We start from the raw sequence: 22,154 nt of genomic DNA on the forward strand, positions 1-22,154 counted from the left end.
TCTTATGAAGAAGACTGGCATACTATACCTTATCCCGACCATTCTGGCTGATGACACGGCCGATCAAGTGATATCGCCGCAGGTAAAAGAAACTGTGAACCGTCTGACTTATTTCATTGTCGAGAACCTGCGTACGGCCCGGCGCTTTGTTAAAAGCATTTGCCCGGAGTTAGTAATCGAACAGCTGAACTTTATACAGGTAGACAAGGATGCGACGCCCGCACAAGTACAGGCTTCACTCAAGCCGCTGCTGGAGCAAGGTATAGATGCAGGCATCATCTCGGAGGCGGGCTGCCCAGGTATAGCCGACCCAGGTGCGGAGGTAGCCAAGTATGCGCATCAGAAAGGTATACGGGTGGTGCCTTTTGCCGGACCGTCAGCCATTCTGCTCAGCCTGATGGCCAGTGGTTTTAACGGGCAGCGCTTTGCCTTCCACGGCTACCTGCCCATCGAGAAGGGGCCTCGATTACAGGCGCTGCGCAACCTGGAGAAGGAAATGCAGCAGCGGGATCAGACGCAGATCTTCATGGAAACGCCCTATCGTAACAACAAGCTCCTCGAAGACTTAGTGCAGACTCTAAGCGGCGGCACACGACTGTGCATTGCGGCCAACATCACTTCACCTGAACATGAATTCATCCAAACTAAAACGATAGCTGAGTGGAAAGGCAAGCTGCCGGACATACACAAGCAGCCGGCGGTTTTTCTGATTTATAAATAAACTATTACCAACCTACAGGCTGCACATCTGTCGCTCCGGGCAATTCACGGCAGTCATCAGGGTGAATAAAAATACCGACCGGATATGGAATGTCGTCAGCCCTGATGTCCACTTCCTGCATCACAACGCCCGACACGTCAAAAAAGCCTAGCACCTGCTCCTCCGGGGCGCTTATACTGCGCATGTTTCCTTTGATTTCTGACGGTGGCGGGTCGAACACCGTACCAGTACTCTCTTTTTGCTGGCCCATAATACGGTAAAACTCATAGGCTTCGGCGGTGATGGCATGCTGGTATACCTTCATCTTATACCTGCTTTGCAGATACTTCTCAAAAGGTATAAAAAGCACCTCTTTGTTGATCACATATTTGCCGTTGGTTAAGCGATCGTCTGACACGGTAAAGGTCTCTTCCTTTTCCTGTATCCAGCAGCGGGCACAGCAACTTTTGGGAGCCGGGTCACCCATGTCGTTCAGGTAGTCCCAAGGCTGGGTTAGTATTTCGTATTGCCGGGCAAAAGACCAACGGTAATAATTACGTACTTGCCCCGGATCCTGAAAATCCATCAGCACCTGGTAGCCCATGTGCTTCCTTTTTACTTTGTCTCCTTGCAGAGCAAAAGTCTTTTCATGCACGGCAAAGTGCACTTGCGTGATGGGTACAGGCTCCTTTAGGGTAATCGACTCTGAGTGGTATGATTTGTCGCCCACGGTTAACTGTAAAGTATAGGTATGGCCAGGTATTCCATAAGTGCTTTCGACATCCACAGGGTAGTAATAACCGGCCTGGTCATAGTTGAAATAGAACTGCTCCCCTTCCCGACTCGTGATCACTACCGACGCTCTTCCCTCAAACTTATTGTAAGGCGAGGTATAGGGCTGTGCATACGTAAGCCGCACATAGTTAATGCCGGCCATGTTGGTAAAGCTAGCCTCCACGACCAGGTGCTCCTGCTGGTTGTTATGCTTAAAGTCAATCGGGTCAATGCAGCCGGCAAGTAGTAGAAGCAGGCAGGAAAGAATTTTTCTAAACATAGAGTGCACCATTTAATCAGGCGAATGTCATTTTCTTATTTCATCCAGTCTACCGGAACTTCGATGGAAGCGCCAGGCAGTTCGCGGCAATCGTCGGGCCACTTGAACTGGGCTATGGGATAGTCGATGTCTTGCCGCAGAATAACCACTTCTTGTTTCGTAACCGCTGAGACATCAAAGAATCCGAGTACTTGCTCTTCTGCCTGATTCAAATTAAACAAGTTGCCCTTTACCTCAGCCGGGGGTGGGTCGAATACAGTGCCGGTGCTCTGGCGCAGCTGTTCCATGATCCGGAAGAAATTGTAAGCCTCTTCGGTGAGAGAATGCTGGTACACGTGTAGCTTGTGCTTTACCCCAAGGTACCGCTCAAAAGGCAAAAAAAGCACTTCCTGATTAATCACTTTCTGCCCGTTCACCAAACGGTCATCCACGACTTTAAATCTGTCAAGCCTTTCTTTCAGGAAGCAACGCGAGCAACAGCTTTTGGGAGCCGGATTGCCGGTAGCGGGATTTATGTAGTCTTCGGGCTGCGTGGATACTTCGTACTGGCTGGCAAACGTCCAGCGCAGAAAATTTTTCTCTCCGGCAGGATCCTGGTAGTTCACGAGTACCCGATAGCCGGGCCATTTTTTCCGCTCCAGATATCCCCTAAAGGAAAACACCTGCTCATCTACCTCAAAATGCACCGAGTCAATGGCCACAGGAGGTTGGAGCGTCACTGCCTGCGACTGATAAACCTGGCCATCGAACAGGACGTGCAAGGTATAGGTGTGGCCCACTTTACCGACCGCCTCCATTGGCGACACCGGATAGTAGTTTCCGGCCATGTTATCATAGAATGTGCCTCCCTCTCCGCCATAGCTAAACTCGAAGCGCTCTCCTTCAGTGCTCGTAACAAACACCTGGGCATTGGTCACGAATTCATTGTAGGGATAGTCATAGGGTTGGGCATAGCTCAGTTTCACATAGTTCAGTTCCGGCTCATTTGTAAAGCTGGCCTCTACTACCAGGTGCTTTTGCTGGTTGTTGTTTTTAAAGTCTATCGGATCGATACACCCTGCCAGTAGCACGAGCGCTATGATAAAGAGTTTCCTGTTCATGCTACACACCTAGAAACGGGCATTCAGGTTAACAGATGGTATAGGCACGCCGATGATCGCCAGTTTGTAGGCACCCGGCGGACGACCATAGTAGTGCCTGAAAAAAGCCGAGTAAGCGTTTTTGCGACCATAGAGGTTATACACCGAGAAACTGGCAGTGTAGGCAACCCGCTTTCGCTTTTCGAACTCATAGTTGAGCGAAGCATCTAGTCGGTGATAATCGGGCATGCGGGCCTGGTTGCGGCCGACATAGTTGGCAAATATGTGTCCGTAGTAACGGTACCATGAGTCAGAAGCTGTAATGGGGCGGCCTGTGGTATAGTTCAGATTGCCCGAAACGGTCCATTTCGGATGCAGCTGCCGGTTCACGAATATGTTCACGTTAAGAGGCTTGTCATAGTTAGACGGATACCAATCGCCGTTATTGATGGTTTCTTCTGGCGTCCCGCCGGCAATTTGACGCAAAGACCGAGAGTAGGTCAGACTCACCCAACCGGTAGTGCGACCTGTGTTCTTTTTGAGCAGCCACTCCGAACCGTATGCTATACCATTGCCGATCAGCAACTCGGCTTCCAACGCCGGATTAAGCAGCAGCACAGCACCGTCCTTGTAGTCTACCTGATTTTGTAGCCACTTGTAATACACTTCCCAACTGAATTCAAAAGCATTGTCGGGCTTCACATAAAAGTAGCCTAAAGATACCTGGTCAGCTACCTGCGGCTGAATATGGGTGTTAGCCAGCTTCCACACATCCACTGGGGTAATAGCGGCGGTATTGGTGACTAGCTGAAGATACTGCCGCGTTCGGCTGTAACTTGCCTTCAGCGACCGGGAGTCACTGAGCAAAAACCGCATAGAAGCCCTCGGCTCCAATCCCTGATAGGTATGCACCCGACTGCCTTCACCATAATGAAGCGTATCGGTGATCGTAGTTTCGCTGCGTGGCCTTCCTTCCGCAAACACATACACTTCCGTCGGACCACGTTTTACAAAATAGGTATGCCGCAGCCCCAATGAAACGGTCAGGCGTTGGTTTAGCGTGATCTCGTCGTTCAGGTATGCGTGGTATTCGGTGCCTTTGTCGATCTGCAATTCCCGCGGATTGAGACTGGAAGTCCCGTAGGGTTCGAGCTTACCCGGCTGGATGTCATAGTAAGAAACTCCTCCTCCAAAATCAATGGCGTGGCGCTCCAGTCCGAAATAACCCAGGTCCGCCTTAATCTGCGTGAAGTCTATACCTGAGTTCATATTGAACTCGTCTCCCGGAGCTATACCTTCAATATTGTTGGTGTACACGCTTTTGGCTACTGTCACAGTGCTGCTTAGGCTATTGCCGTACACATGCGTCCATTTCAGGTTGCCCAGCGTGTTTGACCATTGGTAGGTTGTATCAAACGGAAATTTGAAGCCATCCTCGCTGTGGTAAGAGGAGAAAGAGATGGTATTATTTTCGTTGAGCTTGTAGCTCGCCTTTAGGTTGAGGTCATAAAAGTGGCCGGAGCTCTCGCGTATATTCTCGCTGTTGAACATCCGGAGCAAATAGGTCGGATAAGCGGCACGTCCTGCTGCAAGTATGGTCAGTTTAGGACTAACAGGTCCATCGACGCTAAACTTCGCCGAAATAGGTGATATACCTGCCTGGTACTGCATGCGCTCTTCATTGCCATCGCGCAGCTGCACATCCAAAATAGAGGAAATACGACTGCCGTACCTGGCCGATATGCCGCTCCGGTGCAAGGTATAGCTTTTGAGTACATCAGGATTATACACTGAAAAGAAACCGAACAAGTGTGCAGAGTTGAACACAGGCACATCGTCGAGAAGTACCAGATTCTGGTCGGCACTGCCACCCCTTACGTAGAAGCCCGCTGTGCCCTCCCCTGCACTCACTACCCCCGGCAAACTGGAGACTGACCGGATCACATCCACCTCACCCAGCAGTGCGGGCATTTTGGTGAGCAGTTTCACGTCCATATAGGTACTGCCCATTTGAGTCGATTGCACATCCATTGACGACTTGGCTACCACCTCTACCTGCCTCAGGCTGGTGGCCTTCGTCTTCATCTGCAAGCGCAGGTTCAGGTTTCGATTGAGATTAACCTCCTGCACGACCCGCTCCATACCTAAATACTGGCTCTCCAAGGTATACTGGCCCGACGGCAGAGTGACGCTGAAGCGCCCACGCTCGTCCGTGCTGATCGTTTTGTTACCTGGATTAATCAGGATGTAGGCACCGACCATTGGCTCTCCTGACTGGCTGGTTATAGTCCCGCTAAGTTCATAGTTTGCCACTTGGCCCAGGGCCGAAGCAGCATTAAAAATGTAAAGAAGCAGTGTAAGCGTAAAAGCAAACCTGTGCATGGGGAGTTTGTTTTGGTGAGCAGAAGGGTCAAAAGCAATTTACAAATTCCAACATAAAATATGTGCAAACACGGATTAAAATAAAAACAGAAAAGGCCCCCGGAAACCGAAGGCCTTTTTCAAATGAAGAAGACTACTACCTAGTTAATTAAACTTCTTCAATATTATCATGTCTATTTTTTATTGTCCAGCGGCTCTTACATCCCAGAAAATACGGGTTGTGGCTTCGTCACCTCCAATTGCAGATGCAGCAGCATTCACAGCGTCAGGGTTCAGCGTACGCTCAGTCGGTGGATAAGGGTAACGCACCGGTACTACGTTGTAAGCTGGTCTGTATTGTGGATCTGGAGCCTGCAGTTGTGGATAGTCCAGTCTGCGGAACTCTGTCCAGGCATGGAACGGACGCTCATAAAGCGCAATCCACTTCTGTACACCAAGGGCTTGACGCTGCGCTTGAGTCAGGCTGTTAGCAGGGCCAGGTACAGACATAGCGGCGATGTTGGCCACTAGTTGTGGCTGCGCCAGGTAAGCGGCAGTCTGCGCCTCTGTAACACCCCACAGCATCATAGAAGCTGTGATCGCATTTCTGTAGTGAGTGGCAGCAGGGGAAGATATGAAACCACGAGCTGCAGCCTCTGCAAGGTAGAACTCGATCTCGTCGTAGCCAAGCAGGATTGCCGGGAAGTCAGGCGCTGTGATGGTTGGATTTACTTTCGAGAAGTTAGCGTACGTGTTGTTGTTACCATAGATACCACCTACATAAGCACCGTTAAGTTGTGTGAAGTAAGCAGCACGACGTGGGTCATTCAGCTCATTCATTCTGTCAACTAGTGTGGCAGAAGGCACAAAGTCGTTACGACCGCTTTGCACCAGGTTTGTCCACACTGGGTTTACGTTTGGTGTTGTAGCAGTGTATCTGAACACAGCCTGGTCAGCAGCTGACTTGAACACATTAGGGGCAGCTTGGCTGGCAGCTGTTCTGGCACGCTCCGGATTCACATCCGCTACTGTCATACCAAGTTTCAGTTTCAGCGAGTTGGCGAAAGTAATCCAACGACCCACATTACCACCATACAGCAGGTCAGCAGATCCAAAGCTTCCGGCAGCAGCAGCACCATCGGCGTTCATTGTGGCGATAGCAGCATCCAATCTTGCGAACAAGTCAGCATAGATTGCTGCATCATCATCATAGCTTGGGTAGATGATGTCACGGTTCAGCGCCTCAGAGTAAGGTATGTCACCGAATGTGTTTACCAGTACAGACCAGGTATACACTTCCATCACTTCGATCACAGCCAGCTGATTAGCTTTTACTGTAGCATTCATGGCCTGATCATTATTGATAATGATCGAAGCTTCTCTGAAGTCCATCAGTACGTCACGGTACAGCGTGAACCAGAAGTTCTGAGGAATGTTACGGCTTACCAGGTCGTATCTGCTTTCTTCAGGATAGGTCGTGTTGGCCCAGTGCTGTGATATCAGTCTGAAGATACCAGAGTTCACGTTAGGGGTAATCATCTGATCTACCAGGTTACGCTGCGCATTTGAAAAAAGCATCGGGGCAGGTACCGAGACAGGGTTTTTCGGATCTATCAGGTCGTCATCAAACTCCTTTGTACACGCGACAAAGGATATGGCGATCATCAAGAGTGCAAATATCTTTTTCATATTCATTATTATTAAAATCTTGCTCTTACGTTAAAGCCTACATTACGCATGGTAGGATAGGCACCACTTTGATAACCAAGCGACTGCGTACCTGCACTCAGGCCTTCTTCTGGGTCAGAGTACGGCGTGTTCTTGTGGAAGATGTACAGGTTTCTGCCGTAGATCGACAGGTCTATACCCTGGAACACTTTGAATCTAGACACTAGAGACTCAGGCAGTGCGAAGCCTAAAGTAGCTTCTCTCAGTTTCACATAGCTGGCGTCATACACGTGCATTTCTGGCGGGTTGTTGTAACCCATTGCATAGAATACCTCTACACGTGTGTCGTTTGGCGTACCGTCTTCCTTCACACCTGGCAGAATCATACCACCGCTGTTTTCAGCGTAGCTACCATCAGCGTTACGGATAATTGGGTTACGTACCGGGTTGCCCAGGTCGTTGTTGAATACCGTGTTATCAGGAATACCAGTGTACTGACCATAAGCCTGGTCAAGTGAGAATACGCTGCCACCTTGCTTCACGTCGATCAGGAAGCCTAACGATACTCCTTTGTAACGGAATGTGTTAGTCACACCACCTACCCAGTCAGGGTTGATGTCGCCGATTGTTGTGTTAGCGTTTCTGTTCGACAGGTACAGACCATTCGCACCTACTACACGCTGGCCGTTGTCGTTGTACACGAAACCTGCACCTCTGATAGTACCAAATGGCTCACCTTCAGCTGCGTTAAGCGATACACCACCCTGGAAAGCTGCGATCTGGTAGTTCTGAATCGGACCTAAGTCCTCTACCATGCTTCTGTTTCTAGTCCAGTTAGCATTGATTGTCCAAGAGAAGTCATCCGTTTTGATTGGGCTGCCGAAAGCAGATACCTCGAAACCTTTGTTTACAACCTCACCGGCGTTGATCCACTGGGCATTGAAACCAGTAGCTCTTGAAAGCGGAACGTTCAAGATCTGGTCAACGCTGCTTGCATTGTAGTAAGTCACGTCAAAACCAGTACGGCCGTCCATGAAGGTCAATTCAACACCAACTTCCCAGCTGTTTGTACGCTCTGGCTTTAGGTTAGGGTTGTTTCTGGTACCGTTAACAGATGCCAGCGAAGTAGAACCGAATGGAGCTAGCAGGTTATACGTATCGTACACACTCAAAGGAAGTGCCATGTTACCAACTTCCGCATAGTTCGCTCTGATCTTACCATAAGTGAACCAGTAAGAAGGCTCCATTAGTTCAGAGAATACAAAGCTACCAGAGATAGATGGGTAGAAGTAATTTCTGTTGGCAGGAGGAAGTGAAGAAGACTGGTCAACACGGGATGCTACATCGAGGAAGGCCAGGTCTCTGAAACCAAGTGTAGCACTTGCAAAGTAACCATTCACGCGAAGGCGAGTGTCTTGCTCCACCGGAGGTCCAAGTGGGTTGCGAGAGTTAGAAAGTGAGTACAGGCGAGGAACTACCAGACCACCGTTCGTAGTAGAACGGATCATCGAGAATTTCGTGTCGCGGATGTTAGTACCAACAGTGGCTTTGAAGTTGAAGTCTTCAGAGAAGTCTCTGTCAACGTTGGCCATCAAGTCGTAGTTAGCTTCGCTGAAACGACCATTGTGTCTTGTATAGCTAGATACACCAACTGAACCTACTGCATAACGCTCTTCACGAACCTCGTCGTAAGTGTCAAGTGAGGCACGCCCCATGATGTTCAACCAGTCTGTCAGTTTGTAATCCAAACGTACATAACCCAAAGCACGGCGTCTGTTGTCTGTGTTGAAGTTTTCGTAACGAGTCCAGTACGGGTTGTCGAAGAACATCGGACGAGGATCGTTGAATGCTCTTGGGTTCCAGGTTACGTTCTCACGGGTATCCAAGTAAGCACGCTCCTGCTCCTTAATGTCTACGTCAGTACCCCACCACTGTCTGAAGCCCTGGTTCGGGTTCAGGCCACTGTAACCAGTACCGTAACGGCCAATACCGTCAGTTTCAGTATAGTTCAAAGAGGTAGTAGCTGTCAACCTGTCAACCAGGTCGAAGGAAGTAGAGAAGTTAATGAAGTTCTTCGTTACGTTAGAGTTTGGCAGCATACCATCGTTGCTGTTGCGGCCATAGTTCACCTTGAAGAATCCTTTGTCACTAGTACCGTCAATAGCGATGCTGTGTGATGTTCCGTAAGTGTTTTCGAAGAAAGTAGTCGGATCATTTGCGCCTGGTACCCATGGAGTAGGGCGGCCAAAGTTAGGAGAAGAGCGGTCGAACGAATCCCAGTTCCATACCAGCAGGTTTGGATCGAACTGAGGACCGGCCGAGCCGTCTTCGTTCAATACAACCACTCTTTCCAGAGTTCCAGCTGGGTCACCATCGACATTGTTCGCATAGAAGCCAGGGTATTGTGTGCTATACACAGCACCTGGATAGCCTCTACCGTATTCCTTCTGGAAGCGAGTATAAGTGCTCTTATCCAGGAAGCCCCAGTTGGCACCAGAGTTAACAGTTACGCCAATACCCTGACGCTTAGAGCCTTTCTTAGTTGTGATCATTACAACACCGTTGGCAGCACGGGAACCGTAAAGTGCTGTCGCTGCGGCACCTCTCAGGATCGTCATCGACTCGATGTCGTCCGGGTTGATGTCTGCTGCGGCGTTACCGTAGTCATAACCACCACGACCGGTTTGCTGGTTTGCAGTGTTGTTGGTAGAGTTATCGAGTGGAACACCGTCAACTACGAAGAGTGCCTGGTTAGCACCACCGATAGACTTGTTACCGCGGATAATCACGTTTGTAGAGCCACCCAGGTTGTTATTTTGGGTTACCTGCACACCAGCCACACGACCAGATAGTGCATTAGTGAAGTTCTGCTGACGTGTTTGAGCCACTTCCTCACCACCTACTGTCTGAGCAGCGTAAGGTAGTTCGTTTTTAGTACGCTCGATACCAAGGGCTGTTACTACTACCTCACCTAACTGGCGGGTATCAGTGCCCATAGATACGTTTACACTAGCTGCATTGCCAATAGGTCGCTCAATAGTTTGATAACCCACAAAGCGGAAAACAAGTGTGTTGCTGCCTTCAGGCACATTCACAGTATAAGTACCGTCTGCTCCGGTAGCAGTACCCACTGTTGTGCCTTTCACCAGGACGGTAACTCCTGGCAGCGGCTGATTAGTAGTAGCGTCTGTCACCGTACCGGTGATCGCCCTGACTTGAGCCATGGCCTCGTGGATCAAGGCCGACACAAGCAGCAGGCATAGCATTAGAATTTTTTTCATTGCGCTGTTTGTTTAGGTAAGAATTAATTCAAAATAGTTAAGGTGTTATTGTTGTACTGTGTCAGTGAACCGCCACAGTACGATTGTTTTGTATTTATAGTTGAGCAAAGGCTCGCTCTATTCCGTTGATCACCTCCTTTTTGCCAATTTCCTTTGCTCCTGACATTTGATACTGATGAACGACAGTAGTAGAAAGGGCTTCTGTAGTTGGATTTAACCTAGGCTCGCTTATAAAGCTGACGCCATCTCCATGAGAGCAGGCTATTGCACCATAACAGAAAAAATCCTCAACAGATCACTGTATCAGATACCGGGAAAGCTGGTTACGTTAAATTGTAAATCAAATAAGGATATAGCCGTCGTTACAGCAGACAGTCAAAGTCTGATAAACAACAGTTAAATAGCCTTCATAGCAGGCTATGCTAATCGAATAAATCTAGGAGGCCGCTAGCTTGGTTGGAATAGGTAAGCGGCAGTGGGGTAAAAATGACTCTGAGAGTAGTAGAGTTCTTTTCATTGTTTTATTTGTTTAAGGTGAGAGATTCTCAATTTTAAAGAATGTTTTCGGCTTTCACAAATATTTAATGCGTTTTTTTGATCTTAAAACCAAAACCTGACCATCTTTCCAGTGCCCTTTGACTACTCTTCGCCTCATCAGAATTCGATCAAAACGGTAAAAGCTTCTCTTTATACGATAGAGTCATATAAAGGATAAATTTATTCAATAATTTACCAGAAAAATCAAATTTTAAAAACATAAGCTGTACAAAATCAAGTTTTTAGCTTAAAAGATGGAAAATAGTACGCCTTTTAAATCGATGCAGTCTTAATGCTTAAAACAGTCTTGTCAGCACAAAAAAAAGCCCACTCCTTTAGGGAGTGGGCTTTCAATAGTATTTTGTTGAAGCTTATTTCATCAGTTGGAAGGTGATAAAGGCAGCCACATAAGCCAGTCCTGTCATATATACGAGCTGGGCCAATGGCCACATCCAGCTCTTGGTTTCGCGGCGCACGATGGCCAGTGTGCTGATGCATTGCATAGCAAAAGCATAAAACACCAGAAGAGAGAAGGCACGCGCTGGTGTAAAGAACGGATTGCCATCGGCATCCTTCTCTGACATCAGCTTGTCTTTGATCGTACTCACGTTCTCCTCCTCTCCTATGCTGTAGATCGTGGAGATAGTCCCCACAAACACCTCACGGGCGGCAAAAGAAGTAAGCAGCGCTATACCTATCTTCCAGTCGTAACCCAGCGGACGGATAGCCGGCTCGATCGCCTGCCCGAACTTGCCTGCATAGCTTGACTCCAACTGGTAAGACGACACCAGGTTATTGGTTTGTTCTTCGCTGAAGCCTTTTGCCTCGGCCTCAGCCGTAGCACGTTCTTCAGCACGCTCAAAGCTATCGCCAGGACCATAAGAGGCCAGCACCCACAGGATAATGGATACCGCCACGATGATCTTACCAGCTTCGAGCACGAAGGTTTTGGACTTTTCAAAAATGGTCAGGCCCACATTCTTCCAGCGCGGCATCTTGTACACCGGAAACTCCATGATGAAGTAGCTACGCTCACGGGCCTTCAGCAATACCTTTAATAAAAGCGCTGAGAAGATAGCTGACAGGAAACCCAGCAGGTATAGGCCCATCAGCACAATGCCCTGTAGGTTCAGGAAACCAAAGTAGTATACCTCCGGCACCACCAGTGCGATCAGTACTGTGTATACCGGTATGCGTGCTGAGCAACTCATGAGTGGCGTCACGAAGATCGTGATCATCCGGTCTTTCCAATTCTCGATGGTGCGCGCTGACATGACAGCCGGCACCGCACAGGCCACGCCTGAAATCAGTGGCACGACGCTTTTGCCGTTCAGACCAAACTTGCGCATGATCTTATCCATCATGAACGTCACGCGGGCCATGTAGCCGGTTTCTTCCAGTATGGCGATGAATGCAAACAGTATCGCGATCTGAGGTATAAAGATCAGCACACCGCCCAAGCCGGCGATCACCCCCTCGGTGAGCAAGTTGATCAGCGGGCCGCTGAAGTTCTCTTGAATTAAACTGTTCAGACCGGCTATACCTTCGTCAATCAGGTCCATAGGGTAACTGGCCCACGCAAACACGGCCTGGAATACCAGGAACAGCAGCACCAGGAAGATGAGGTAGCCGAACACGCGGTGCGTCAGGATCTGGTCAAGCTTGTTGCTGAACTTCTCTTCCTCCTTGGCTTTCTCTATACGCACCACATCGAGCAGTACCTCGTTAATGCGCACGTAGCGAGCAATCGTTTCGTTGGCCTGCACCGAGTTCGACTTAAAGTCTACCGACTCCAGCAGTTGAGCCAACCATGCCTTGTCTTGCTCTGACAGGAAGCGCAGGTTCTTATACTGATGGGCATAGTGTAGCGCCAGATAATCGTTGCGCAAGTCGAATCGCTCTTTGATCTGAAGCACCACCGGCTTCAGATCCTCCGGAATATCAAAAAAGGAAGTTTGGGCAGGTGCCAGTTGCTGCGACATCACGATCTTAAGTGCAGCTATACCAATCCCTTTTCGGGCATTAAGCGGAATAACAGGCACGCCCAGTTCACGCTGCAGCACATCAATATCGATCTTCACACCTTCCGTCTCTGCTACGTCCATCATGTTGAGGCCAAGCACGGCAGGTATGCGCAGGTCAGCCAACTGGGTAAAGAGCAGCAGGTTACGCTTCAGGTTAGAGGCGTCGGCCGTTACGATAACAAGGTCAGGATAATGTTTGGAAGCCGGATCGTAGAGCAGGTCAATGATCACACGCTCGTCCAGCGACTTCGGATACAGGCTGTAAGTGCCCGGCAGGTCAATGATCTGCGCCTTCAGGTTAGGGGTAATCTGGCTGATGCCCGTCTTCTTGTCGACAGTGACGCCCGGAAAGTTGCCTACCTTCTGGTTAAGGCCTGTGAGTTGGTTGAATAGTGAAGTCTTACCCGAGTTCGGGTTGCCAATCAAAGCAATTTTGGCCACCGGCTGATGGAGCGTTGCTTTTTTGGCTTCTGGCGCTTCCGCCTCTATGGTAACAGCCATGTGGTAATAAATCTACTTCAGCAGAATGGTTTCAGCTTCGTCTAAACGTAAAGAAAGTGTATAATCATTCACAATGATCGTGACAGGATCACCGAAAGGGGCTTTGCTGTTCAACTTTACTGCGGTACCAGGTATACAACCCATCTCCAACAGCTTAAGCGCCATTTCAGGGTCATTCAAACAGCATATCTCTCCGCTCTCCCCGATCTTCAGATCGCGCACACTCTTCTGGGATTGTGTTTCTTTTGTCCTGTTACGCACGATTTCTCTTCTTTTATTTAGACTTGTTATAAACAACTGCAAGATACAAGCTGTTCCCCGGTATTGCAAAAGAATAGGACTTATGATTTGAGGATGTGGCGATTTGCAGATTACTCGGAGAAGAAGATGCGCTTGACGCGGGTGCTGACATTGGTAAGCAACTCGTAGGGAATAGTACCGATGCGCTGGGCTAATTCAACTAAAGTGAGCTGCGGACCGAACACAGTCACTTCATCACCTACTTTGGCAGGTATACCTGTTATATCCACCATGCACATGTCCATGCACACATTGCCGATGATGGGCGCCCTTCTGCCATGCAGGAGTACCTCTCCTGCTCCGTTGCTAAAGCGGCGATCGTAGCCATCGGCGTAACCAACGGCAATGGTCGCGATGGTCTTGTCGGTGTCGGCTATGCCTTTGCGACTGTAGCCTACGGTTTCGCCTTTGCGGATGCGCTTGATCTGGGAGATGGTGGTCTTGAGTGTGCTGACAGGCTGTAGCGCCTCCTGCTCTGAGCCAGTGGCCTCTACGCCGTACAGCCCTATACCCAGGCGCACCATGTCCAGTTGATGCTCCGGAAAGCGCACGATGCCTGCCGAGTTGAGAATGTGCTTGATCACGGTATAGCCGAGACACTCTTCTACTTCAGCAGCCAAGGCCGTGAAGTTTTGCAGCTGCATGCGCGAAAAATCATTGTGCAAGGCTTCGTCGGCACCGGCCAGGTGGCTGAACGTGCTGACCACCCGCACCTGCGGAGAATGGGAGAGCAATGCGAACAGTTCTTCGAAGTCCTCATCCGTAAAGCCCAGGCGGTGCATACCGGTATCGAGCTTCAGGTGAATTTTATAGTGCCTGTCAGGCTGAGCAGTAGCCAGAAAATCGCGGAGGAGTTCTAGAGAGTAGATCTCGGGTTCGAGGCTGTACTGATGCAGTTTGGCCAGGCTGTCCGGTGACGGGTTCATGACCATAATAGGCAGTGTGATGCCATGCTCGCGCAGACTCACCCCTTCGTCCACGTAAGCAACAGCCAGGTAATCTACCCGGTGGAACTGCAGCAGGTTGGCAACCTCAAAACTGCCGCTGCCATAGGCAAGGGCTTTGACCATCACCATCAGTTTAGTGCCCGATGCCAGTTTGGAGCGGTAGTAGTTCAGGTTGTGCACCAGTGCATCCAGGTTGACCTCCAGCACCGTGCCATGCACTTTTTGCTGAAAGGCCTGCACAATTTTTTCGAAGCCGAACACACGGGCACCTTTGACCAGTATCAGTTCGTTGCGGAACTGCTCAGAACTGAACTGCTCTAAAAATGCAGCAGTACTGGCATAGAAGGCTGTGTCTCCGCTAAACTTTGCTCCATGCGCCTGTATGGTCGGGCCAACCCCGATCAGGCGCTCTACCTGGTGCGCTTTGGTCAGGGCCGCTACTTCGCTGTAAAGTTTCTCTTCCGGCATACCGGACTCCAGCAAGTCTGATAAAATCAAAGTGCGCCGGCCTCGCTGCGGCTGACTGGCCAGCAGGTCAAGGGCGATGGATAAACCGGCGAGGTCGTTGTTATAGGTGTCGTCGATGAGGTAGCAGCCGTTGATCGCCTCTTTCATTTCGAGGCGCATCGCCACAGGCTGCAAACGGTCCATGCGGTCCTGTATATCCATCAGGTTAATACCGTGCTGTAAGAGCACCGCCAGGCAATGCAGAGCATTCTCTACCGAGGCATCGTCTGTGAACGGTATAGCCAAACTATGCTGCTCGCCCCGGAAGGTATAGCTCACGATGGTTTTGTGGCCGGAGATAGTACTCCCGTCAATCTTTACATCCGCATGCTGCTGGCGTGACCAGGTAAAAGCAGGTATAGCTTTCGCCTGCACTGCTTCATGCACCAGTTTGTGATCGAGGCAGTAAAAGAGCAATTCGACTTGGCCGAATAGCTGCAATTTTTCTTCTACTTTTTGCCGGCGACTGGTAAAACCTTCGTCGTGGGCACTGCCAATGTTGGTGAACAGTCCCAGTGTAGGCAGTATGACTTGCTGGAGTTTCTGCATCTCACCCGGCTGCGATATACCTGCTTCAAAGAGGCCGAAGGTATGGTTGGTATCCAGTTGCCAGACCGAGAGCGGCACTCCGATCTGAGAGTTATAACTGCGCGGGCTCTTCACCACCAGCTCTTCCGGATTCAGCAGTTGGGCCAGCCATTCTTTTACGATGGTCTTGCCGTTGCTGCCGGTGATGGCCAGCACAGGTATACGGAACTGCGCCCGATGCCAGGCTGCCACCGCCTGCAGTGCCTCCAGACTACTGCTCACCTGCAGCATGTTGGCTTCCGGATATAGCGCACTTAGGCCTGTTGCCTCCTCCACTACAAACTGTCGCACCCCCAATTTATACAGCTGACTCAGGTAGGCGTGCCCATCGTTGTGGCGCCCCTTGATCGCAAAGAACAACGTGCCCGCAGGCTGCGAAAGCTTGCGGCTGTCCGTGAGCAGATGCACAACAGAGCTGTCCTGCACTAGCTGTACCGGGGTACCTCCTGTAATGGTCTGAAGCTGGTAAAAGGTGAGCATACACAAATCGATTTAAAAGCTCAAAGATAGTGTTTCCAATAAAGGGTTATGACAGGCTACGAAGAATAAAACACCCCACAATCAATGTTGAAACATAAATACAAGAAACTATATAGCAGCATTTTCAAAATCAAAACGATACCTTTGCGCTCTTTTAATTTCTTTGACAGGTATTATTCCTGTCTTTGGGAAATTGACGGAGACTACATAATTATAAAGTCGAAACATCACAGGCAGCCAAAAAATGCAGCTTCATACACTGCTGATAGCTGTACCGGATGCTGGACTTCAACTATATTTTAAAATGGAAACAACGAATACCAAACCATACTACGCGGCAGGTATAGCGGCCTTTGTGATCTGGGGCTTTATCCCTTTTCCGCTGAAGGCGCTGGCTGACTACCCAAGCGGACAGATCCTGTTCTTCCGGGTGGCTTTGTCGGTAGTCCTGCTGTTGCTGATTACGGTGCTGTTCCGGCGCAAGAACCTCGTGCAGACACTGGCCCTGGTAAAGGCATCGAAACCACGTGAGGCTCGCAAATTTCTACTCTTCACCTTTCTGGGCGGCTCGCTGTTGACCATCAACTGGCTGGCATTTATTTACGTCATCAACCACATCAACATCCAGACGGGCTCTTTCTCCTATTTGCTTTGCCCGATCCTGACGGCGGTGTTGGGTTTTGCGCTGCTCAAAGAGGAACTGCGGGCTAACCAGTGGGTAGCCATTGGACTGAGTGCCCTAAGCTGTGTGCTGATCGGGACAGGTGAACTGACCAGCCTGCTGTTCAGTCTGCTGATTGCGCTGAGCTATGCCTTCTACCTGATCACGCAGCGCATTCTCAAGGTATACGACAAGATCGTGCTGCTCACGCTGCAGCTTTTGCTCTCTTTCATTTTTATTGCGCCGTTTTACGGGCAGCTCAAAGGAAGCTCTGACGTGGCGCTCGACGGGCATTTCTTTCTGATGACAGGTATACTGAGCGCCCTTTTCACGGTGCTGCCGCTGTTTCTGAATTTGTATGCACTCAAGGAGCTTACGTCGGGAACGATTGGCATCCTGATGTACATCAACCCGATCCTCAACTTTGTGGTGGCTTTCCTATACTTCAACGAAGAGACCACGGCGGTAAAAGTAGCGGCCTATATTCTGATCTTTATCTCGGTGATCATCTACAACATCAACCTGAAAGGACGCAAGAAGACCGGGGCCGGTATGGTCATTCCGCCAGTGGGCACAACGGCGGTGGTGAAGTAACTAAAATCTCGCAAAACAAAGAGGCCATACCTGCTATGCGTACAGGTATGGCCTCTTCTGGTTTAGGTTAGTTCTTACTGATCTACCCGACCACCTTCCACGCGGCGGCCTGTCGGCGTGCGTGGTCTCGGGCGCTGGTCTGGGTTTGCTTCCAGTTGCCTTTGTTTATCAAGCTCCACTTTGGCCCGGGCAGCTGAATCCACATTAGCTGGCAGATCACCGAAGCGGTCTGCTTGTTCGCCGGTTTCAGCAGTACGGCCCACTGGTGCAGGGCGCGGGTTGTTCAGGTTTTGGGTGGACTTGCTTCGCTCTGTTATTGCCTCAGAGGTACTCGTATCATCCGTTGGGTTCGAAGCCGGCCTATCGCCGCAAGCCACCGTTACAGTAGCCATAAAGGCAGCGGCAAGTCCGGTCTTAAGTATATTTTTCAGGTTTTTCATGGTCGTTTCAAAATATTAGTCTTCTCTGATTTCTAACGTCCAACCTGTCTATTTGGTTGTAAAACAGCGCTCCTGCCCCTTCACGGGCATTATACTTTCTAAGCTTCGAACCTAAAACCCGAATCCTACTCGCACTCCCGTGTGCACCTTCTGCTGCTCCTGAAAAGAGGTAAAGAAATCGACGCGCAGCACTTTAAAGATATGCTCTATACCTAGGCCGAGCTCCAGATAGTTTTCTGATTTGCGTGTGTTCAGGTAATGCAGGCTCACGACCTCCTGCCATTTTAAACGACGGAAGAGCGGAATCTTGTTGAACAGGAAACCATTGAAGTGATGCTCGTAATGCCCCTCCAGGTAGCGGCTGTTGGTGCTATACCTATAGTAGTCGAGGAGTTGGAAGCCAGTGTACACACCCGCGAAAATGGTGCGGTTGCCATTGAAGTGGCGATAGTCCATCAGCCGCATGTTCTCCTTACCCCAGAAGGTACCGGCTGTAAAGCTATACTCACTACTGCCCAGCAGGCCCAAGCTGAAGTCGTCGGAGATGCGCAGCGCTACGGTGGTGTATTTCACATCGCCTCCCAACGCTTTGAGGCCTCCCCGGTAGCCCAGCGAGAAAGTAGGCCAGCGCGAACCGATGTTGATCTTGCGGTCGGGTCGGGAGATGTAGTTCATGCCCGGCCGGAAAGCCACAGTAAAGGCTGCTGTCAGTGCTTGATGCGGCTCAAAAGAGGCATCGGCCAACTCAGCGGTCTCGGGTACATTGGAGGTAAAGCCGCCGCTACTACTTTCCCGGAAGGTATAGGTGGTAGTGTTCTCCAACGGCATCCGGTGACTGTAGTCCAGCGATGTCAGGATCGTGACGCCGTTCAGTATTTCGGATCGGTAGTTCACCCGGGCATAGTCGCGCTGGTAGAGCTTGAGGTAGTTGCGCTGCAACAGCAGGGTATAAACCGTATTGGCGAAAGGCGAGATCGGGTTAGTGGAGTTGATCTGATCCACAAAGCGGCCGCCCTCCACCGAAATCGAGCTCCGCTTGATGGGGTCGTAGGTATAGCTCAGGCGTAGTTTGGCATTGAGCTTCTCATTGGTGAGTCCGTAGCGGATGGTCGGCTCTATTTCGTAATACCTGCGATCCTCAAAGTTCTGGCGGTACTCCATGCCCACATTCAGTACGGTGCCCTCCACGGTGTTGTACTGCAGCACACTAGGTCCACCTGTCAGGCTTAGCAACGGGTCTATCCGGAAAAAGCGGCGCTCGTAGGTGTTGCTGTAGGTATAGCCGCGCATGAAAAAGTTGCCAAAGGTCGGCTTGTTGCGGATGCGGTCCAGGGAGTCTTTGTATACCCTGGATTCACGGATGACCTCCAGACTGTCTTTGCGCTGATAGTCAGTTTGCTCCTCCTCGGTAAGCGGCACCGGACGGATCGCGGCCCAATAGGCTGAGTCGCGGGTATTCGCCTCCTTCTCCACTACCAGTACTTCGCGGCTGAACAATTTCTCGTCGTGTATGGCGGGTTGCTCTTCAGGTGTAGCCTCTTTAGGTTTGATCACGCGGGCACGCTGCCGTCGGGCTGGTTTCACCTCCACCGCCACGGCGTCTTCCACCACTTCCGGTTCCGGCTCCACCACGGTTGGCGGACGACTGTAAGCAGGCTGCACCCTGTAGTTAGAGTACACCCCTGTGGCATAACCGCCCCCCTTAAAGCCCAGTCCCGAGGCCTCAAAAGTAAAGCGCTGCGACACCGGCATCCAGACATGGTCCTGCACCGGCGCGTATACCTGCCGCACCCGGATGAAGTCGACGAAGTCTATACCTGCGTTTTTGGTGAGGGTTAAATCAGTGCTGTGGATGCGCCAGGTGCCGTCCACGATGTAAATGTTACCCTGAAACACCGGATCGTTTTTGCGCCGTGGAATGACTTTTATCTTGTTGATGGTACGTCCGTTTTCTTCAAAAGCTCCCTGGTACTCGAAACGGTAAAAGAAGAGCGCATTGTTGGCCAGCGGCGACACAAAACCCCGCTCACTCAGGCCCTGTACCTTGAGCAGGTTGTCATAAAAACTAATGTTCATCTCAGAGGCCTGATTGAAGCTGAAACCTTGTTTCTTGCCACTCACTTTAGAGGAGATGATGCGCTCGTTTACCTTGTTAGGTTTCTTAAAGTGTAGCTCCGACACCGATTCCGACAGGTATACGATGCCCGTATCCACATCCACTACCCGCACTCCAAGCACTTTGCCGGGCACTTTGTCCATGCGGGCCACGCCTTTCATATACACGCGTGCGCTCCAGGCATTCACTTCGTCACGGTGGTACTTGCGCAGCCGGATGGCGTTGCGCATAATGCCATAAGCCGGGTCTTCATCAGCTGCCTTTACCACTACCTCTTTCAGGTTGAGCACCTCCGGCATCAGCTGCACATTCAGTTCCTGCGTGCTCTCGCCTATGGTTACGGTTTCGATGCGGGCTCTATACCCGACATACTTAAACTCCAGGGTATAGGTACCTGCTGGTAGTTGCAGCTGGTAATTGCCCTGGTCGTTGGAGGCGGTGCCGCTGGCGGTTTCTTTGATATAGATGCTGGCAAAAGGCAGGCCCTGGTTGTTTTCGTCAGTGATGCGTCCACGCAAGGTACCCGCCAAAGTAATGGCCGGCAGCAGGTATAGCAGGAAAAGTAGAAAAGCAGGGCGCATGTACGAAGTCTCTTGTCTTGAATGTTATGCTTTACAATTTAAGAACTAACGACAAAACCCGCCTATCGTGTTTAGCTTTTTCAGAATTTAGCTCGCCAAACCCTTTACAGGTATATGCTTTTGCATGGCCATACCTTAGAGAACCCCGGTGCACGCCAGCTTCAGCATCATGTAACAGGTGCGGCAGCATCTAGCAAAACCTCATCCGCTATACCTTAGGCAGTTTCGTTTCGTGTGCCTCGATCTTGCGTTGCGATAGTTGGTTCTTGTAGCGTACATTCAAAACCACCCCTACCAGCACCAGCCCCATACCTATGTAAGTTGCCAGTTCGAATTGCTCGTCGAACAGGATAAAGCCTAGTGAAAGGGCATAGATAATTCCGATGAAGTTAAGATTCGCCACCTTCGAGATTTCCTCCGCCTGGTACGACATGGTCATGTAGTATTGCCCCAGTTGCGTGAGCACGCCTACCAGCAGCAAAATGCCCCAGTCCCAACCGTCGGGCTGCACCCAGTTGAAAATAGAGTAAATGCCCGAGATGGGGAGTGCCACCAGCGGAAAGTAAAACACGATCACCAATGGGTGCTCCCGTGTATTCAGGCGCCTGATAAAGTTATAAGCCAGTCCCGAGAAGACAGCACTCATCACGCCCAGCCATACATAAAACGAATCGGCAGTTGCATCAAAACCCTCAATGACCAAAATCCCTGCAAAGGACACCGCAAAGAACACCCATTGCCAGGATCTGACTTTCTCCTTCACAATGAAAATACCCATGATGGTGGTAAAGATGGGCGACAGATACTGCAGCGTAGCTGCTGTGGCTAAGGGTATATTCTGCAGCGTAGTGAAGAACAGCATAAGCGCCATGGCCCCAGCCGCACCACGGGCTATCAGGAGCCCGTAGTTGCTGCCCCATACGCTTACCCGCTTAGCGCGCAGCACTACGAAACTCATTACCAACGACACCACCGAGCGGAACAAAATCACCTCAATGGCAGGTATATGCGGCACCATTTTCACGCACACGTTCATGAGCGAGAAAAACAGCGTAGACAGTAGCATGTACCTGACTCCTTTTGAAAACATACTTAATTCTATTTTGAAACCACAAAGGTGGGGGGAATTAGGTTGATTTGCGTAATTTAATTGTGGTATTGCTAACTTGTTTTTAGTTGGCAATAGCGCAACTCTTGCAAGCCCAAACTTGTTTTAAACAGGAGCAAAACGAACGATTTGGAACGACAGAAAAAACAGAAAACCTATACCCCGAAAGAAGCTCTGATCAAGGCCGCGGCTTACTGCGCCTACCAGGAGCGGACCCAACAAGAGGTGCGCACAAAGCTATTTTCGTACGGTCTCGAACCCGACGATGTAGAGGAAATCATTGTGCGGCTGGGTCAGGAGAAAATGCTGGACGAGGAACGCTATGCACAGGCTTATGTGCGCGGCAAGTATGGTCTAAAGAAATGGGGGCGCCGCAAGATCGTGCAGGGGCTTAAATCCAAAGGCATCTCTGACTACTGCATCAAGCAGGGCCTGAAAGAGATTGACTTTGAGGTATACGACCAAAACCTGCAACAGCTCCTGGAGAAGAAAAACGCCACCGAGAAAGAAAAGAACCCCTTCGCCCGACGCCAGAAGTTAACTTATTTCTTAGTGAGCAAAGGTTATGAGAATGACTTAGTGCAGGATGCGCTGAAAAATCTGGAAAAGTAGAAAGTTTAGAAGTTA

14 protein-coding genes are annotated in these 22,154 nt (G+C 50.2%); 3 read left to right on the top strand and 11 right to left on the bottom strand.

Going from position 1 to position 22,154, the window contains the following annotated elements:
• Positions 1 to 4: 4 nt before the first annotated feature.
• On the top strand, positions 5 to 721 hold the full coding sequence (locus tag AC5FX6_RS20685; RefSeq protein ID WP_493598862.1) for an SAM-dependent methyltransferase: 717 nt from the start codon (positions 5 to 7) through the stop codon (positions 719 to 721).
• Positions 722 to 725: 4 nt separating this feature from the next.
• Here the strand turns inward: AC5FX6_RS20685 and AC5FX6_RS20690 are convergent, their stop codons facing one another.
• The 8 genes from AC5FX6_RS20690 to AC5FX6_RS20725 all read right to left on the bottom strand — a co-directional run bounded on the left by AC5FX6_RS20690 (position 726) and on the right by AC5FX6_RS20725 (position 16,027).
• Positions 726 to 1,754: a DUF4249 domain-containing protein gene (locus AC5FX6_RS20690; protein WP_493598863.1), complete on the bottom strand. Its 1,029-nt coding sequence runs from the start codon at positions 1,752 to 1,754 to the stop codon at positions 726 to 728.
• A gap of 35 nt (positions 1,755 to 1,789) precedes the next feature.
• Positions 1,790 to 2,854: a DUF4249 domain-containing protein gene (locus AC5FX6_RS20695; protein WP_493598864.1), complete on the bottom strand. Its 1,065-nt coding sequence runs from the start codon at positions 2,852 to 2,854 to the stop codon at positions 1,790 to 1,792.
• 9 nt (positions 2,855 to 2,863) lie between these two features.
• The gene (locus AC5FX6_RS20700; protein WP_493598865.1) at positions 2,864 to 5,215 is read right to left on the bottom strand and encodes a TonB-dependent receptor; all 2,352 of its coding nucleotides are present in this window, start codon (positions 5,213 to 5,215) and stop codon (positions 2,864 to 2,866) included.
• Positions 5,216 to 5,395: 180 nt separating this feature from the next.
• On the bottom strand, positions 5,396 to 6,883 hold the full coding sequence (locus tag AC5FX6_RS20705; protein WP_493598866.1) for a SusD/RagB family nutrient-binding outer membrane lipoprotein: 1,488 nt from the start codon (positions 6,881 to 6,883) through the stop codon (positions 5,396 to 5,398).
• A gap of 11 nt (positions 6,884 to 6,894) precedes the next feature.
• Positions 6,895 to 10,143: a SusC/RagA family TonB-linked outer membrane protein gene (locus AC5FX6_RS20710; RefSeq protein WP_493598867.1), complete on the bottom strand. Its 3,249-nt coding sequence runs from the start codon at positions 10,141 to 10,143 to the stop codon at positions 6,895 to 6,897.
• 908 nt (positions 10,144 to 11,051) lie between these two features.
• Entirely contained in the window at positions 11,052 to 13,205 is a 2,154-nt protein-coding gene (feoB, locus tag AC5FX6_RS20715) for a ferrous iron transport protein B (protein WP_493598868.1), read from the bottom strand.
• A gap of 12 nt (positions 13,206 to 13,217) precedes the next feature.
• Entirely contained in the window at positions 13,218 to 13,466 is a 249-nt protein-coding gene (locus AC5FX6_RS20720; protein WP_493598869.1) for a FeoA family protein, read from the bottom strand.
• 110 nt (positions 13,467 to 13,576) lie between these two features.
• Positions 13,577 to 16,027, bottom strand: a complete 2,451-nt coding sequence (locus tag AC5FX6_RS20725; RefSeq protein ID WP_493598870.1) for a bifunctional UDP-N-acetylmuramoyl-tripeptide:D-alanyl-D-alanine ligase/alanine racemase — start codon at positions 16,025 to 16,027, stop codon at positions 13,577 to 13,579.
• Between the two features lie 304 nt (positions 16,028 to 16,331).
• Between AC5FX6_RS20725 and AC5FX6_RS20730 the strand changes: the two genes are divergently transcribed.
• Complete coding sequence (locus tag AC5FX6_RS20730) at positions 16,332 to 17,282, top strand: EamA family transporter (protein WP_493598871.1); 951 nt, start codon at positions 16,332 to 16,334, stop codon at positions 17,280 to 17,282.
• Positions 17,283 to 17,356: 74 nt separating this feature from the next.
• On the opposite strand, the gene AC5FX6_RS20735 is transcribed toward AC5FX6_RS20730, so the two are convergent.
• The 3 genes from AC5FX6_RS20735 to AC5FX6_RS20745 all read right to left on the bottom strand — a co-directional run bounded on the left by AC5FX6_RS20735 (position 17,357) and on the right by AC5FX6_RS20745 (position 21,509).
• A complete protein-coding gene (locus AC5FX6_RS20735) occupies positions 17,357 to 17,722 on the bottom strand; it encodes a hypothetical protein (protein WP_493598872.1) in 366 nt (121 codons plus the stop codon).
• A gap of 111 nt (positions 17,723 to 17,833) precedes the next feature.
• Entirely contained in the window at positions 17,834 to 20,419 is a 2,586-nt protein-coding gene (locus tag AC5FX6_RS20740; RefSeq protein ID WP_493598873.1) for a DUF5686 and carboxypeptidase regulatory-like domain-containing protein, read from the bottom strand.
• Between the two features lie 208 nt (positions 20,420 to 20,627).
• Entirely contained in the window at positions 20,628 to 21,509 is an 882-nt protein-coding gene (locus AC5FX6_RS20745; RefSeq protein ID WP_493598874.1) for a DMT family transporter, read from the bottom strand.
• 147 nt (positions 21,510 to 21,656) lie between these two features.
• On the opposite strand from AC5FX6_RS20745, the gene AC5FX6_RS20750 reads away from it, so the two are divergent.
• The gene (locus tag AC5FX6_RS20750; RefSeq protein WP_493598875.1) at positions 21,657 to 22,139 is read left to right on the top strand and encodes a regulatory protein RecX; all 483 of its coding nucleotides are present in this window, start codon (positions 21,657 to 21,659) and stop codon (positions 22,137 to 22,139) included.
• The last annotated feature ends 15 nt before the right edge of the window (positions 22,140 to 22,154 follow it).

The organism is Pontibacter sp. LHS2 (assembly GCF_058932845.1).

Bases quoted from the DNA above. Each gene is read 5' to 3' on its own strand.
- AC5FX6_RS20730 (WP_493598871.1), top strand. From the start codon at position 16,332: ATGGAAACAACGAATACCAAACCATACTACGCGGCAGGTATAGCGGCC.
- AC5FX6_RS20735 (WP_493598872.1), bottom strand. From the start codon at position 17,722: ATGAAAAACCTGAAAAATATACTTAAGACCGGACTTGCCGCTGCCTTT.
- AC5FX6_RS20725 (WP_493598870.1), bottom strand. From the start codon at position 16,027: ATGCTCACCTTTTACCAGCTTCAGACCATTACAGGAGGTACCCCGGTA.
- AC5FX6_RS20695 (WP_493598864.1), bottom strand. From the start codon at position 2,854: ATGAACAGGAAACTCTTTATCATAGCGCTCGTGCTACTGGCAGGGTGT.
- AC5FX6_RS20710 (WP_493598867.1), bottom strand. From the start codon at position 10,143: ATGAAAAAAATTCTAATGCTATGCCTGCTGCTTGTGTCGGCCTTGATC.
- AC5FX6_RS20700 (WP_493598865.1), bottom strand. From the start codon at position 5,215: ATGCACAGGTTTGCTTTTACGCTTACACTGCTTCTTTACATTTTTAAT.
- feoB (WP_493598868.1), bottom strand. From the start codon at position 13,205: ATGGCTGTTACCATAGAGGCGGAAGCGCCAGAAGCCAAAAAAGCAACG.
- AC5FX6_RS20740 (WP_493598873.1), bottom strand. From the start codon at position 20,419: ATGCGCCCTGCTTTTCTACTTTTCCTGCTATACCTGCTGCCGGCCATT.
- AC5FX6_RS20685 (WP_493598862.1), top strand. From the start codon at position 5: ATGAAGAAGACTGGCATACTATACCTTATCCCGACCATTCTGGCTGAT.
- AC5FX6_RS20690 (WP_493598863.1), bottom strand. From the start codon at position 1,754: ATGTTTAGAAAAATTCTTTCCTGCCTGCTTCTACTACTTGCCGGCTGC.
- AC5FX6_RS20745 (WP_493598874.1), bottom strand. From the start codon at position 21,509: ATGTTTTCAAAAGGAGTCAGGTACATGCTACTGTCTACGCTGTTTTTC.
- AC5FX6_RS20705 (WP_493598866.1), bottom strand. From the start codon at position 6,883: ATGAAAAAGATATTTGCACTCTTGATGATCGCCATATCCTTTGTCGCG.